This is a genomic window from Subtercola boreus (assembly GCF_003399645.1).
Lineage (GTDB): Bacteria > Actinomycetota > Actinomycetes > Actinomycetales > Microbacteriaceae > Subtercola > Subtercola boreus_A.
The window spans coordinates 1-13,818 of sequence record NZ_NBXD01000032.1 but is presented as its reverse complement, the minus strand read 5'-3'; the positions used below and the strand labels follow the sequence as shown (position 1 = coordinate 13,818).

Here is a 13,818-nt window from a genome sequence, read left to right as displayed (position 1 = left end):
GACAAGATGACCAAGTGGAACACCACGGGCAGAAAGGCCCGCGGCTTCGCCGCGCCCACCATCACGGAACCCCTCAGCGAGCCCGCGGCACCGGGTCACTCAACGACGTCGGTGGATCGAGGTTTAGGTCCGTGGCCCAGGCCACGTCAGTTCCTCCGGGAAGACTTGCAACGTCACCCATCAGGGCGAGGATCTCGCCTTCCCGGTTCGCGAACCTTCTCGAGAGGAGCTTGGCTCCATCGGCGTTCAGGACAATGCAGTGGTGTTCGGTTTTGCCGGCGTCGATACCGGCCCAGAGCTGGGGCACGCGGTTGTTCCTTTCGTGGGTGTGGGTGCGCCGTCAACGGCCGTGCCGGCAGTTCCTTACAGGGCGACGTGGTCGCGTTTCTCAATGAGCGGTCATGCCGTTGCAGGATCCCGGGCGGCTAATCACGGCATGCCGTCACGCGGCGGGAGGCAGTCAGCCATACCCGGGACCCCTGGCGCGTTTCAAAGCTTACGAAGGCCCCGAATCCACAAGAAAAACTGTAAGGGAGGCGGTTTACCGCCGCTAGGGAATGACCGTGCAGTGCAACCCGGAGGGCGGTGGGAGGAGAGAATTTCGGCACGAAATAAGAGAGGCCGTAGGGCGAACGCGTGCCGGAAATCTCGGAAGGAGCCGGCAGCCCGAAGGGCTGCTTGCGCGGAACGGACAGGCCCGTACGCTTCCGAAGGATCCACGGCACAACAACAAGCCCCGAACGGGGCGGCAACAGTGCCGCAACGCGGCTCCGTCCAGGTAGGACAGCGGCGGCGAAGCCGACGAACCACCCGCCACCCACGCTGCCGAAACGCTGCCGAGCTGCTGCGGAGACGTTAAAGCCCTGCCCGATGTTCTCGGGCGGGGCTACACGCTCCTGGGGCTGCGTCGTGTCTTCAGGAACTCGTGACGGTGATCTGTATGTCGTCGGCGACGCCTTCCCAGAACAGGTCAAGGATCGCGGCGCGGATCTTCTCGGCGTCCACCCCTCCTGCCCGGTCCGGGAATGACACCGTCACGCCCCTGGACCGGAACGCAGGCCGGGTGTCGGTGGACAACTTGCAGGCCGGGGTGGGATCGTGGGGTTGTGCGTAAACGTGGGAGCCTCGCTAAAACTGCCCTGGCGGCGAACGTCATGGTCTGGTTTGGGGCAGCCCTGTTCCTGTTCGCACTCGCTGGTGAACAGACCTATTCGGCGTTCCACGGCCAGTGGCAAAACATTGTCGGATGGGCGCTGATCTGCGCCGTAGCGCTAGCCATCACCGTCATCGGGATCCTCGAGGTGCGACGCCTTCACGCGCGCCTTTACCGGTAGGTGAACAATGGGCGCGTTAGCCTCCTGAGCTATGACCCCGATCTTCTAGAACATACGGGAGCTGTTTACTCCGCCTCTTGCGCAGGGACCTGCTGCTCCTACTGGCCAACTTCGCCCTCGACACCTGCGAGCGTCTTCTGCAACCATCTCGTAGATGCAGGCTCCTCGGCCACGTCGCCATCGACATCGGCATTGATGTAGGCCTTCCTGCGTAAACACATCCCAGTTCTTTCTGTTCTCTGATTGTATCTCTTACGGTGATACAATCAGAGAATGACTGCGACAGAGGCTCTTCGAACCCTAGAGGGTCTGTCGTCCGCGCAGTGGGGAATGCTAACGACCGGGCAAGCGGCGGCTCGGGGCGTCACCAGGCTTCAGCTTGGGCGCCTCGCGGCGGCGGGTCATCTGGAGCGTCTCACGCATGGGGTATACCGGGATGCTGGGAGCCCGCCGACTGAATACGATGATGTTCGGGCTGTGTGGCTGAGTCTTGACCCCACCCGAACCGCGGAACAACGCATAGGCGATGGGGCCGACGGCGCTGTTGTTGGCGGTCCAACTGCCACGTACCTGTATCAGATCGGGGATCTGCAACCGGAGCCGTACGTTTTCCTCAGCCAGATCCGGCGGCAGTCGCACCGATCCGAGGTGCAGTATCGGCAACGCGCCCTCAGCCCGGACGACATCACGATTGTCCACGGCCTGCCCGTCAGCACCCCAGAACGAGCCGTCGCTGATCTCGTCCAGGACAAAGAGGACACCAGCCTTGTCGCCGATGTTCTCGCGGACGCTGTACGGAGAACTCCCATTCGGCTCGACCGGCTCGCCGAGATCCTGGGTCCCTTCGCCGCCCGCAATGGTCATGACAAAAACGACGGTGCTGGCTTCCTGGAAGATCTACTCGAGCGCGGCGGTGTGGACGCCACGACACAGGCAACACGGATCGTTCGAAGTAAAGCGTGGCAATCCACAGCGTGGCCCGAACTGAACACGATTGTGCAGCAAGCCGTTGCCGCGCAGCTGCCCAACTTCTCCAAGCTCGCTCAATTCGAGGAACTTCTCGCTCAAGTACGCCTGAATATGCCCAAACTCGTGTTCGCAGTTCCCGACTTTAGCGAAGCGATCAGGAAAACTCTCGGATCCATCGATTACGCCGGCCTTGCAACCCTCTCGGCGCAGCTCCCTGACTATTCCAAGCTGATGAAGGCGGTAGCCGAAACCGCGAACGTCTCCCGTCTCGTCGCGTCCCTGCCTGCTGCAGCGATGACCGCCGAAAACACCCAGTCGCTGCAGCACGTCCAGCAGCTCGCGCAACAGGCTGCGACGCTGGGCATCGTCGAGAAGGTCACCGCACGGCCATCCGCGCATCACCATGAAGACCGGAGAGGGGCCGGGCAGGGTGAGTGAGCTGCAGGCCGATTACGGAGACGGCAGCGCTGTCCGTGCTGCGATCAAGTCGGCAGCTCAGATTGCAGCACGGGAACCAAATCCCAGTGTGGACAGTCTGATACGGCAAGCAACCTACGACCGTTTCCTGTGCCGGATCTTCTCCATCGAAACGAGTCCCTTCATCCTCAAAGGTGGCACCGGGATGCTGGCCCGCATCAAGGACGCCCGCAGCACCCGAGACATCGACCTCGCCATTAGCCAGTACGAGACGAATGCGGCAATCGCGGAACTCGTCGAACTGGCAGGCATTGACCTGGGTGATCATTTCCGGTTCGTCCTGACCAACAGCACAGAACAGATCGGCGGCGAGAACCAGCCGTACACCGAGGGCGTGAACCTTACGTTCGATGTCTTCATAGGCGTGAACAGACGCGGGAGCATCTCTATCGATCTAGCCACCGGACACACACCCACCGGCCCGATCGAGAAGCGCACCCCCAGCAACAGGCTGCACCTCCCACGGCTTCGAACCTACGACTACATGCTCTACCCAATCGCAGACCAGATAGCCGATAAAGTCTGTGCCACCCTCGACACCTACGGAAGCGGAAATAAAAGCTCATCACGTGAAAAGGACCTCGTCGACCTGATCACGATCGCTCTTCATGAAGACGTCGACGCCCACGACCTACGCGTTGCCCTCACGACAGAGATGATCCTCCGCGGGCTTGGTTCCACCGCCGAATTTCAGATACCAGCGAGCTGGGGAGCGGGCTATGCCAAATTGGCCAAACCGATCAACTTTCTCAGCGACTACCCAACGGTGGCCGAGGCGCTTCCTGTTGCGAAAGCCCTCATCGACCCAGTCCTTGGTGGGTCTGTCGAAACGGGCGCCTGGGATCCTAAGGCGATGAAATGGGTATGACAGCCGCTCAGGTGGTGCGCGGTCCGAGCAGGCTCCTCACCCGCGGTCCGTCCCGGCGGATCTACACCCAGACCAATGCGGAGGGCGGACCGTTGTACGCGGGCATCCGATACGTGTCGCGCTCGGAAATTTCGCATGCTGGGCCATTATCGATGGCAGCCAAATCCAGCCCATCAGCGCCGACCTGATCGATAAAGCACACCCAGCGCTGCAGGCAATTAGACACTCCCACGGCATCGAGATTAACTAACGTCTCTGCTCTCGACTCCCAGCGAAGCTGAGAAAACCCCGGCTAATGAGGTGGCTACAAAGGGGGAGGAGCTGCGATGTCATCGTCACTGGCACTGGCACTGGCACTGGCCGAGCCAAAGCGTTGCGGATCGTTGGGCTATACGGAGGTTCGATCGAGGCTAGATTGCGACACTGCGGTGTCGCTCCGCGCTTCGCTTTCACTCGAACGAGAGGGCAACATTATCGGTGAGACATTTTTCAGATCCGCATGTTTTCGGGCCTCTTCTGGCGATTACTTGACGTAATATCCATTATCAGCGCATTTATACCTCATGTTTTCGCACCAAAATGGAAGCCGTTTGCCTGGGACTGTCTCTTAAACGGTGTTTTCGGCCCAACGCGTCGGGCGTGAGTCTGGCGGGGAAGGTGCCGTGATGACGACACTTAATGTTGTGACGACGAAGAAGAAAATTGATCAGGAGGGCCGGTCGGCGGAGGCTACCGCGGCAGCGGAGCTGGTGCGGTTAGCGAAAGAGCAGGGCTTGTCGCTGACGGGCCCGGGCGGCTTGTTGAAGCTGTCCACGAAGAACGTGCTCGAGGCGGCGTTGAACGAGGAGCTCACTGAGAATCTCGGTCACGAGAAGCACCGGGACGCGGAGGATCGTGAGGGCACGAACGTGCGGAACGGCAGCCGCCCGAAAACGGTGCTGACCGAGGCGACCGGGCACGTTCAGATCGAGGTCCCAAGAGACCGTGATGGGACTTTTGAGCCGCAGATAGTGAAGAAAAGACAGCGTCGGCTGAACGGGGTCGAGGAGATCGTGTTGTCGCTGTACGCGAAGGGACTGACGACGGGTGAGATCTCGGCTCATTTCGAACAGATCTATGGCGCATCAGTGTCGAAGGAGACGGTCTCCAGGATCACCGATAGGGTCATCGACGAGATGAACGAGTGGTCCACACGACCACTGTCCGAGGTGTACGCGGCGATCTTCATCGACGCGATCGTGGTCAAGATCCGTGACGGGCAGGTCGCGAACCGGCCGTTCTATGCCGCGATCGGGGTGAACCTTGCCGGTGACGGCGCTCACTGAAATTCCTCGGTTCTGCTCGCTGAAATTCCCCACTCCGGGTCGCTTCCGCGCATGAGAGCGGGCCTTCCTCGATGCTGATGGTCTTCGACCACGCACCAGTACGAGAAAGGCCCTGCCTCCATGCTGACAGAGGAGGACGACGTGGACATCCACGCGCTCAAAAGACAAGGCATGACGATCACTGAGATCGCCCGCCGAACCGACCACGACCGAAAAACCATCCGCGCCTACCTCGCCGGGGACCGCGCCCCCGGCGTCCGAAACCGCGTCGGGCCGGACCTGTTCGAGAAGTTCATCGACTACGTCACCGCGAGGCTGACCGAAGACCCGCACCTGTGGGCGATGACGTTGATGGACGAGCTGACCCCGCTGGGATTCACCGGCTCGTATCCGACGCTGACGCGGCAGGTGCGGGACCGGAAACTGCGTCCGGAGTGCAAGGCCTGCGCCCACGTGACGAAGCGGCCGAACGCGATCATCGAGCATCCGCCCGGGGAGGAGACGCAGTTCGACTGGGTCGAGATGCCCGATGCGCCGGACGGGTGGGCCTTCCCCACGAAACGGGCCTATGTCCTCGTCGGATCCCTCGCCCACTCCGGTGTTTGGCGGGCCGTAATCGCCCCGTCGATGGACTTGCCCCACCTGCTGGCGGCGATGACAGTGCTGCTGGGGTTGCTGGGCGGGGTGAGCCAGTCGTGGCGTTTTGACCGGATGACGACGGTATTGAAAGCCGGCACCAGCGACCTGACACCGATGTTCGCCGCGTTCTCCAAACACCACGCCGTGGCGGTGGTGGCCTGCCGGCCCCGGTCCGGCAACCGCAAAGGTGTGGTGGAGAAAAACAACCACACCGCCGCGCAGCGGTGGTGGCGCAACCTCGCCGACGAGCTCACCCCCGAGCAGGCCCAGCAGTCGCTGACGAAGTTCGCCACCGGCCAAGACGGCCGCAAGCGCGAGGGCCGCGACGGCACCACGACCGCCGCAGCGATGTTCGCAGCCGAGCGCCTGGCACCGTTGCCGCCGACACTGTTCCCGGTCGTGGTGACCGAGGAGCGCATCGCGACCCGGCAGGCAGTGATCGACTGGCGCGGCAACCGCTACTCCGTGCCGCCGGAGCTGGCCGCAACACGCGTAGTCGTCCACCAGCGACTGGGAGTGAACACCATCGATATCGCCACCATCTCCGGCGTCGTCCTGGCCCGCCACCAGGTCGCCGAACCGGGCCTGGGGGTAACGATCCGTGACAGCGGCCACGTCACCGCGCTGGAGGCCATCGCTTTGGCCTCGGCGCCGCCCGGGCGGCCGCACCGCAAGAAGGAACGCATCCCGCCGGGAGGCGACGCCCGCGCCGCTGCCGCAGCGCTAGCCGGAACGCCGACGCCCACCACGACCGTGATCGATTTGGCCGCCTACGAGCAGGCCGCGAAGAACAGGAACACCCTCACATGAACACCGCAACCACACCCCCAACCAGCACGACGGCGACCGCAGCGACGATGACCGCAGCGGCTTCCGCGAGCATCTACCAGCAACTGAAAGGACACCTGAGCGAGCTGAAGTTGGCCGATGCTGCCGACGCCCTGCCGCGCGTCCTCGACCAGGCCACCGCCGAAGGCTGGTCGTTGACCCAGGCGCTGGAACACCTGCTGGCCATCGAGGTCACCGCCACCGACGCTCGCCGCCTGACGGGCCGGTTCCGGTTCGCCAACCTCCCCACCGGGGCGACGTTGGACGACTTCGACCTCGATGCTGCGTCCGGCATCGACCGGTTGCTGTTGGCCGAACTTGGCACCTGCCGCTACCTGGAGACGGCGACGAACGTGCTGCTGATCGGTCCGCCCGGCGTCGGGAAAACCCACATCGCCACAGGCCTCGGCCACGCCGCGGTCCAAGCCGGCTACCGGGTCTACTTCACCTCCGCCGCTGAGCTCGCCGCCCGCTGCCATAGAGCTGCGATCGAGGGCAAATGGGGCACGGTGATGCGCTTTTTTGCTGGCCCGACCCTCCTTGTAATTGACGAACTGGGGTATCTTCCGCTTCCCGCGGAGGCTGCATCGGCGCTGTTCCAGGTCATCAACCAGCGTTACCTGAAGACGTCGATCGTGATCACCACGAACCGGCCCGTTGGAGCCTGGGGTGAGATCCTCGGCGACACCACCGTCGCTGCCGCGATGCTCGACCGCCTGCTGCACCGCTCGGTCGTCGTCACCCTCGATGGGGCGTCCTATCGGCTCCGCAATCATGCCGCCGCGGGAGACGAACTCAGACGTGTCAACACCGGCACAAACTTCCGCTAACCTGACCCTGCGACCCGGGGAACTTCGACGAGCAAAACCGGGGATATTCGATGAGCGCCATCACCGGGGAGAAAGATGTTCTCGGGCTCTGGGCTGGGACGGGTGGTGAGGGTGCGAAGTTCTGGATGAGTGTGCTCACTGACATCAAGAACCGTGGTGTCAGGGACACTTTCTTCCTCGCCTGCGACGGGCTGAAGGGCCTGCCGGAGGTTGTTGGGAATGTGTGGCCACTCGCGACGGTCCAGACGTGTGTCATCCATTTGCTGCGGAACACGTTCCGGCTCGCGTCCAAGCAGGACTGGGACGCGCTGAAACGTGACGTGAAACCGATTTACACCGCACCGTCACCGGAGGCGGCTAGGACCGCACTGGATGACCTCACCGAGAAATGGGGCACGAAATACGGTGCGATCATCCGGTTATGGGAGTCCGCGTGGGAAGAATTCACACCGTTCCTGGCGTACGACCTCGAGATTCGTACCGTGATCTGTTCGACGAACGCGATCGAGTCGTTGAACGCGAGATACCGGCGCGCGGTCCGAGCACGGGGTCATTTCCCCACCGAGCAGGCCGCGCTGAAATGCCTGTATCTTGTCACTCGTAGCCTTGACCCAACCGGTCAAGGCCGCACCCGATGGACGATGCGATGGAAGCCCGCGCTGAACGCGTTCGCCATCACCTTCGCCGACCGCTGGCCGGCCCCGGAAACCTACCAACGAAAACCGCCGAAAACACCGTTAGCGTTACAGACCCCGCCGCGGGCCGACTGAAGAAAGTCGCGCAGACCGGGACCGGCGCGAACACCTACACCTACACCTACGACTCCAAGGGCAACCGCCTTACCGCTGTCGTGACAGGCGCGAACCCTGACTCGCAGACCTTCACCGCGAACGCCGCGAACCAGATCACCACCTCCGGGTACACCTTCGACGGAACCGGGAACATGACCGCCGACCCCAACGGGACATACGCCTACAACGGGGCCGAGCAAATGACCTCAGCAGTCATCGGCGGCAACACCATCACCTACACCTACGGCGGCACCGGGCAGAACGAAGTCCTCTCCGAGACCGGGCCGAAGGGCACCTACAACCTCGCCTACGGACGATCTGATGCCCAAGGCCAGCCCATCATCGAGCAGTACAACGTCAACGGTGGCACCGCGTACGTCGAAAGCGACCCGAAGACCGGACAGCCCCTCATGCTGCACACCTCTAATGACATTGCAGCGCTCTACGTCTACGACGGCACCGGAAGCCCCATTGGCCTTCTCACCGACTACTCGAGCACGGCTCTTGCCAATACCTACGACCCGTACGGTACGCCCACCCTCACCGCCGGCGGCACAGGATCCGGCATCAATCAAAACCCGTACGTTTTCAAGGGCGGCGTACAAAGCCGAGAAACCGGCTGGGTCCATTACGGCGCGCGCTGGTACAACCCCGCCACCGGCCGGTTCACACAGCAGGACACTCTTGACGCACCCCTGAACCCCGCCAATGCCAACCGGTATGCCTACGCTGCAGACGATCCAGTAAACCTGTCAGACCCTCTCGGCACTGACGCGGACCAAGATTATGTCAATGGCTGCCTGGGCGGAGTTATCGTCGGCGAAGGTTACGCAGCACTGGGTGATGTCGAGACGCTTGGAGTAAGCGCCGTCGCCGGTGCCATCATCGGTTGTGCTGCGGGCTTCGAATCCGCCTACCTTCAGGAAAATGATGAAGATCAACTCGACACTGACCTGACGGACCTTAACTACTACACGACGATCTGTGGGCTGGTTTGCTAGAGCTCAGAAAACCTCAGATCCGCGCGGAATGTAGCGGCGCTGAATGACATCCCTCCGACTTAGTCGTGTATTTGTGGTCATTGGGATTATTTTCATCTTCTTGGGTCTGGCCCAGGTGCTGCTCGGCGAGATACATCAGCCCATAGACGGTCCCGAGTCTTTCCCACCATTCTCGCTAGCTGGGTTGGTCATCCTTTTTGGCGGATCAATGGGCCTGATTTTGAATAGGAAAAAGAAATAAGATCACTTCGTGAAGTCTCAGTGCTCTGGACAGCACCCAGACAAGGCCACCTCCATCTGGTGTTCGCTCGGCACAAACCATCGGAGTTTCCAGCGTCGAATCGCTCACGGAGTTCTTCTTCCCTCCCACCTTCCAGCTTCGCGTACCTACTGTGGACTCGTGCTCTCTCCAGGTGAAGAACCGAAACCCTCAGTGGCACCACTGCCCTACAGCTCTGAGTCGTATTCCCCACACCTATCCGTCCGGTGGGGCATGCCTGAGGCATTGCTGGCTGTATCGCTGATAGCAGCTAGCGGATTTCTCTTGCCGGCCCTAGTGAGAGCTGCACCACCGGCATTTACGTATCCCGTAGCATTCATAGGCAACCTTCTCGGGTACGGCTGCACTCTGCTCGTCGTTGTATTTGCATCCCGCCGCCGGGGCCTGCGCCAGCTGTCACGCGATTTTGGCTTTGTCATCAAACGCGCGGATCTCGGTACTGGTGCCGCCATCGCAGCCGGCATGCTCCTTTTTATCGGGCTTGTTTCTGCGGTTTTACGGCACTCCGGCGCCCTTGCTCAACCACCCTCGCCGGTCGCATCCCCGCTAATTTGGATAGTTCTCCTGCAGGGACTAGTTGGGGTAGCTATAGCACCCATTGTTGAGGAGTTGACTCTACGTGGTCTCTTGATGCGCGCCATACGCAACGCAATCCTGCGTCGACGGCCAGCCGCCGAAAGAACCGCCGAGATTGCAATCAATACAAGCATCATCATTTCGGCCGCGGCATTTGCTGGCCTTCACCTTCATGAAGCCCATGATCTGTACTCGGGGGTGTCCGTTGGCGTCGAAACATTCATCTTTGGCCTTGTCGCGGGCTGGGTCGCGACACGAACTGGGCGTCTAGGAGCGACGGTCGCTGCTCATATTCTCTATAACGCAACCATATTTGCGATCATGATTGCGGCTAGCTGACTCTGACATCCATTCCAAGTTCGACGCCCACCCCTCGACTTCGGAGAGCAGGGTCGAGATGTTCGGTTGGCTTGAGCTACGGCATTAGGGTTCGCCACTCCGTTAGGCGATCGTCCAACGGAGTGATCTGGAGTCTTACAGCAGCCGCGAAATGACGCGGGTCTACGTCTCTCTGTGGACTTCAGCGCAGAGTGGCGGTGTTCTGTGATCGTTGCGTGTCGTCTAGTTGCCAATGACGAGGACACTGGCGGCGGCTTCGATGACGTCGTCGGTGATGGTTTCGAGTTCGTTGATGGCGAGGACGCGTTTGATTTGGGGGAAGAGGCGTTCGAGGAGGCGGAAGTTGCCTCGGGTGATTCGTTCGATGGCGGCGACGGCTTGGGCGTCGGTGAAGTCGTCGGGGTTGAGGGTTTGGCCGAGGTGTTTCCATTGCCGGTCGAGGACGAAGAGGAGTTCTTCGCTGGCGAGGGTTCGGTAGTGGTGTGCGAAGCCGAGTCGGCTGTAGAGCTGGGGGTAGTGGCGAAATTGTTGGTCGATGCCGGGCATGCCGATCAGGATGATCGCGGTTCGGGTTCGGTCGTGGTGGTCGCGGAGGATCTCGATCGCGTTGGGGGTGAGGCGTTCAGATTCGTCGATGATGATCAGCTCGGTTGTGCTGATGGGTTTCCGCTGACGGGGCGTCTCGTGGGTTTCGGCCCGGAACTCTGCGTGTTTCCGGATGTAGGTGTTGATGCTGTAGCTGAGGTGTTCGATGTCGGTGGCGAGGGTTCGGGGGCGGCAGAGAACTTCTGGGGTATAGAACACGGTGCGGGCTTTGTTCGCGGCGGCGGCTTGTTTCGTGTCGACTCCGATGGGGCCGTAGGCGCTGATGTGTGGTTCGAAGAGGTCCCAGGAGGCGTAGCGGCGGGCGGATATGGTTTTCCCGACGCCTGCGTCGCCGAAGCAGATGCCGATGGTGTGTTCTTTCCGGACGACGTTCGCGAACTCGGTGAAGCGTCGGTGTTCTTTCGTGACGATGAATGAGGGGTTCATCAGCTGTCCTCTTCGTAGGTGCGAAGCCGCGAACGTGGCTTCGCTGGTGCAGGTGTGCGGGATGTTTCGTGGGTGGCGACCGTCGGAATGCGATCGTTGATGGCCCGCCGCAGCTGCTTGCGGCGGGCGCGGCGGGCTGTTTCGATGTCGCGGAGGCTGAGTCGGAGGTTGGGGTGGGCTTCGTCTATGGCGGTGCAGATGAAGGTGTCTTTGTCGTAGACCCTGATTTCGGAGATATCGCGTGGGTCGTAGCGGATGGTGATGGTGTGCCCGACGAAGGGTGCCAGGGTGGGGGCGAGGTAGCGCTGGCCTTGGAAGTGGATGCCGTCTCGTTGCACGACCCGGTTTTTCGGAACGGTGAGGAGGAGGCCGTCGAGTTCTTGGAGGCTGTCGGGCATTCGAGGTAGCCACCCGTTGGCGACCCATGCGTCGCGCGGTGAGATCCCGAGTTCGCTGTGGGGCCGGGAGTTGTAGATGCCGATGAATGCGCCGATGGCCTGGTCAAGCTCGGCGAGGTTCAGGACGGGTTGGGGGGTGCGGGCGCCGGGGCCTGTGTGTCCGGGGAGGGTGCTGAGGAGTTCGGTGTTGATGGTGCCGAAGAAGCGTTCGATCTTTCCGCGGCCTTGGGGTCGTCCGACGGTCGAGTGGATGATCCTGACGTGCAGGGCGATAGCGGTGCGTTCGAGGTGGTGGCTGGTGAAGTCGGAGCCGTGGTCGACGTGCAGGATGTCGGGGATTCCGCACATGGCCCATGCCGGGTCGGTTTTCCGCCAGATTGCCTGCCTGAGCGCGAGGGCGGTGTTCATCGCGGATGGTGCTCCGGTGAAGACCATGTATCCGCAGATTGCACGGGAGTGATCATCCATCACTGTTGTCAGCCAGGGCCGATCGGGTTTCCCGTTCATTCCGATGATTGAGATGTCGAGTTCGGTGTGGTCAGACTGCCACGTCTGGTTCGGCCGTTCGGCGCGGCGTCGGAAGACGAGCTCGTGCCGGTCCCGGTACGACGCGGGCCCCTCGAGCGCGAGGGTAACGAGTGCCGGGTCCAGGGCCTGCACAATATCCCGAACGGTCGAGTAGCTCGGCGCCGGCACATCCTGCCGTTGCGCTTCGGCGAGAACAAGTCGATGCAGAGTGGCGATGCTTGGGCGTGGCCTTGTCAAAGCAAGACGTTCGATGAACGCAACCAGCTCAGCCGGTGTACGCCGGCGCCCGGCCTCAGAACGCCGCTTCGGGTCAAGCGCGGCGATACCCCCGGTTCGGTATCGGGCGTTCCACCGTTCCAGGGTGCGGAGCCCGACAACGGTGTCGCGGGCGAGGACGGTCAGGGGGATCTGGTCTTCGATATGAAGTCGAAGGATCTGCCAACGCTCGCCCGCGTCCATGACATTTACACGGCGGGCCGTGGCCGGCGTGGTGCTGCAGGGGCGGGGTTCCGGTTCAGAGTCCGGTAGATCGTGGTGCGACTGACGCCGAGGACATCACCGATCTGTGCGACGGTCATGTCCTGCTGCTCATACAGGCGCCGAGCCGTTTTCACCTGGTCGGCTGTCAACCGGGATGGCCGACCACCGGTGCGGCCCCTGGCTCTTGCTGCAGTCAGGCCGGCGTTGGTGCGTTCCCTTATAAGGTCGCGTTCGAATTCCGCCAGTGCTGCGAAGACGTGGAAGATGAGCCGGCCACCGGAGGAGGTCGTATCGATTGTCTCTTGCAAAGACCGGAACCCGATGTCACGTTCAGCGAGGGTGTGTAGCTGGTCGATGAGGTGACGGATCGAACGGCCGAGGCGATCAAGCCGCCAGACGACGAGTGTGTCACCCGGCCGGATCTGGTCAAGGAGCTTGTCGAGCTCGGGCCTGTGCTGGAGGGATCCGGACATGGTTTCGACGAACACCCGATAACAGCCCGCCGCGTTCAACGCGTCAACCTGCAACGCTGCGTCCTGGTCGCTGGTGGACACGCGTGCATAGCCGAGAAGATGACCCATGCCTTGAATGTATCGAAACTCATACTTGACCGGAAGAACCGGGCCATAGAAAACGGGCCGGAGTTTCGCTACAAATCGGCTCTGGAATGGTCCAGACAAGATGCGGCGGCGCGGCCAATGGTCTTATCGACCAGGAGGTGTAGCGAATACGACCGTATTTGGTACACCTCCAACAAGCGGCTACCTCGAGGTGTTCGAGACACCTGTTGTCCAGCTAGCGGAGTGCTTGGACGGTAGCCGTTGTTCGGCATTGCGTCTTCAACGACCTTTGGGAGGCAGGAGACCCTGGTCGCGAACTCGCCCTTCGCCTGCACAACAGTTTTGGTGCGGACAAAGCCTTCCGAGGCGGCGGATCCCAGCTTGGTCAGCAGCGACACCAGAGGTAGTGGCGGTCCTCCATAGTGCGGACTGTGTTGGACGGTGTTGCGAGATAGCTTGTCCGCAGTTGGGCTTTTCTTACAAGTAGGGGTACTCGATGCGAGCAAAAAAGTTTCTTATTGGTGTTCTGGTGTTGGGACTTGTGGTTGGCGGGTCCGCGGCTC

13 protein-coding genes and 2 pseudogenes are annotated in these 13,818 nt (G+C 61.7%); 9 read left to right on the top strand and 6 right to left on the bottom strand.

Going from position 1 to position 13,818, the window contains the following annotated elements:
- Nucleotides 1-73: 73 nt before the first annotated feature.
- Nucleotides 74-307 (bottom strand): IS110 family transposase, encoded by a 234-nt coding sequence (locus tag B7R24_RS16365; RefSeq protein WP_116420053.1) that lies wholly within the window; start codon nucleotides 305-307, stop codon nucleotides 74-76.
- Between the two features lie 799 nt (nucleotides 308-1,106).
- On the opposite strand from B7R24_RS16365, the gene B7R24_RS16360 reads away from it, so the two are divergent.
- Nucleotides 1,107-1,334: a hypothetical protein gene (locus B7R24_RS16360; RefSeq protein ID WP_147304079.1), complete on the top strand. Its 228-nt coding sequence runs from the start codon at nucleotides 1,107-1,109 to the stop codon at nucleotides 1,332-1,334.
- A 98-nt stretch (nucleotides 1,335-1,432) separates the two neighbouring features.
- On the opposite strand, the gene B7R24_RS18340 is transcribed toward B7R24_RS16360, so the two are convergent.
- Nucleotides 1,433-1,555: a hypothetical protein gene (locus tag B7R24_RS18340; RefSeq protein ID WP_301182497.1), complete on the bottom strand. Its 123-nt coding sequence runs from the start codon at nucleotides 1,553-1,555 to the stop codon at nucleotides 1,433-1,435.
- A 52-nt stretch (nucleotides 1,556-1,607) separates the two neighbouring features.
- Here B7R24_RS18340 and B7R24_RS16355 point away from each other — a divergent pair, with 52 nt between their 5' ends.
- The 7 genes and pseudogenes from B7R24_RS16355 (at nucleotide 1,608) to B7R24_RS18205 (ending at nucleotide 9,062) form a co-directional block, all read left to right on the top strand.
- Nucleotides 1,608-2,741 carry a type IV toxin-antitoxin system AbiEi family antitoxin domain-containing protein gene (locus tag B7R24_RS16355; protein ID WP_116420051.1) on the top strand — a complete coding sequence of 378 codons (1,134 nt, stop codon included), beginning with the start codon at nucleotides 1,608-1,610 and terminating at the stop codon, nucleotides 2,739-2,741.
- Nucleotides 2,734-3,648 (top strand): nucleotidyl transferase AbiEii/AbiGii toxin family protein, encoded by a 915-nt coding sequence (locus B7R24_RS16350; RefSeq protein ID WP_253259519.1) that lies wholly within the window; start codon nucleotides 2,734-2,736, stop codon nucleotides 3,646-3,648. The genes B7R24_RS16355 and B7R24_RS16350 overlap by 8 nt, the downstream gene beginning before the upstream one ends.
- Before the next feature lie 665 nt (nucleotides 3,649-4,313).
- A pseudogene (locus B7R24_RS16345) lies at nucleotides 4,314-4,961 on the top strand (IS256 family transposase); the annotation flags it as partial.
- A gap of 132 nt (nucleotides 4,962-5,093) precedes the next feature.
- The gene (locus tag B7R24_RS16340; RefSeq protein WP_116420049.1) at nucleotides 5,094-6,422 is read left to right on the top strand and encodes a Mu transposase domain-containing protein; all 1,329 of its coding nucleotides are present in this window, start codon (nucleotides 5,094-5,096) and stop codon (nucleotides 6,420-6,422) included.
- Nucleotides 6,423-6,469: 47 nt separating this feature from the next.
- On the top strand, nucleotides 6,470-7,270 hold the full coding sequence (gene istB / locus B7R24_RS16335) for an IS21-like element helper ATPase IstB (protein ID WP_216364032.1): 801 nt from the start codon (nucleotides 6,470-6,472) through the stop codon (nucleotides 7,268-7,270).
- Between the two features lie 59 nt (nucleotides 7,271-7,329).
- Nucleotides 7,330-8,040, top strand: a pseudogene (locus tag B7R24_RS16330) (IS256 family transposase); the annotation flags it as partial.
- Nucleotides 8,041-8,213: 173 nt separating this feature from the next.
- Nucleotides 8,214-9,062: an RHS repeat-associated core domain-containing protein gene (locus tag B7R24_RS18205; RefSeq protein WP_367302630.1), complete on the top strand. Its 849-nt coding sequence runs from the start codon at nucleotides 8,214-8,216 to the stop codon at nucleotides 9,060-9,062.
- A gap of 205 nt (nucleotides 9,063-9,267) precedes the next feature.
- Here B7R24_RS18205 and B7R24_RS17700 read toward each other — a convergent pair whose 3' ends face one another.
- Complete coding sequence (locus B7R24_RS17700; protein ID WP_172582910.1) at nucleotides 9,268-9,411, bottom strand: hypothetical protein; 144 nt, start codon at nucleotides 9,409-9,411, stop codon at nucleotides 9,268-9,270.
- Nucleotides 9,412-9,555: 144 nt separating this feature from the next.
- Between B7R24_RS17700 and B7R24_RS16320 the strand changes: the two genes are divergently transcribed.
- Nucleotides 9,556-10,257, top strand: coding sequence for a CPBP family intramembrane glutamic endopeptidase (locus B7R24_RS16320; RefSeq protein ID WP_116420046.1), 702 nt, complete (start codon nucleotides 9,556-9,558; stop codon nucleotides 10,255-10,257).
- A gap of 222 nt (nucleotides 10,258-10,479) precedes the next feature.
- Here the strand turns inward: B7R24_RS16320 and B7R24_RS16315 are convergent, their stop codons facing one another.
- From B7R24_RS16315 to B7R24_RS16305, 3 genes are read right to left on the bottom strand one after another with little or no spacing between them, the layout of a single operon-like run.
- Nucleotides 10,480-11,289 (bottom strand): AAA family ATPase, encoded by an 810-nt coding sequence (locus B7R24_RS16315; protein ID WP_116420045.1) that lies wholly within the window; start codon nucleotides 11,287-11,289, stop codon nucleotides 10,480-10,482.
- A complete protein-coding gene (locus B7R24_RS16310; protein ID WP_116420044.1) occupies nucleotides 11,289-12,674 on the bottom strand; it encodes a Mu transposase C-terminal domain-containing protein in 1,386 nt (461 codons plus the stop codon). The genes B7R24_RS16315 and B7R24_RS16310 overlap by 1 nt, the downstream gene beginning before the upstream one ends.
- A gap of 5 nt (nucleotides 12,675-12,679) precedes the next feature.
- Complete coding sequence (locus tag B7R24_RS16305; protein ID WP_116420043.1) at nucleotides 12,680-13,276, bottom strand: recombinase family protein; 597 nt, start codon at nucleotides 13,274-13,276, stop codon at nucleotides 12,680-12,682.
- Nucleotides 13,277-13,818: the final 542 nt, after the last annotated feature.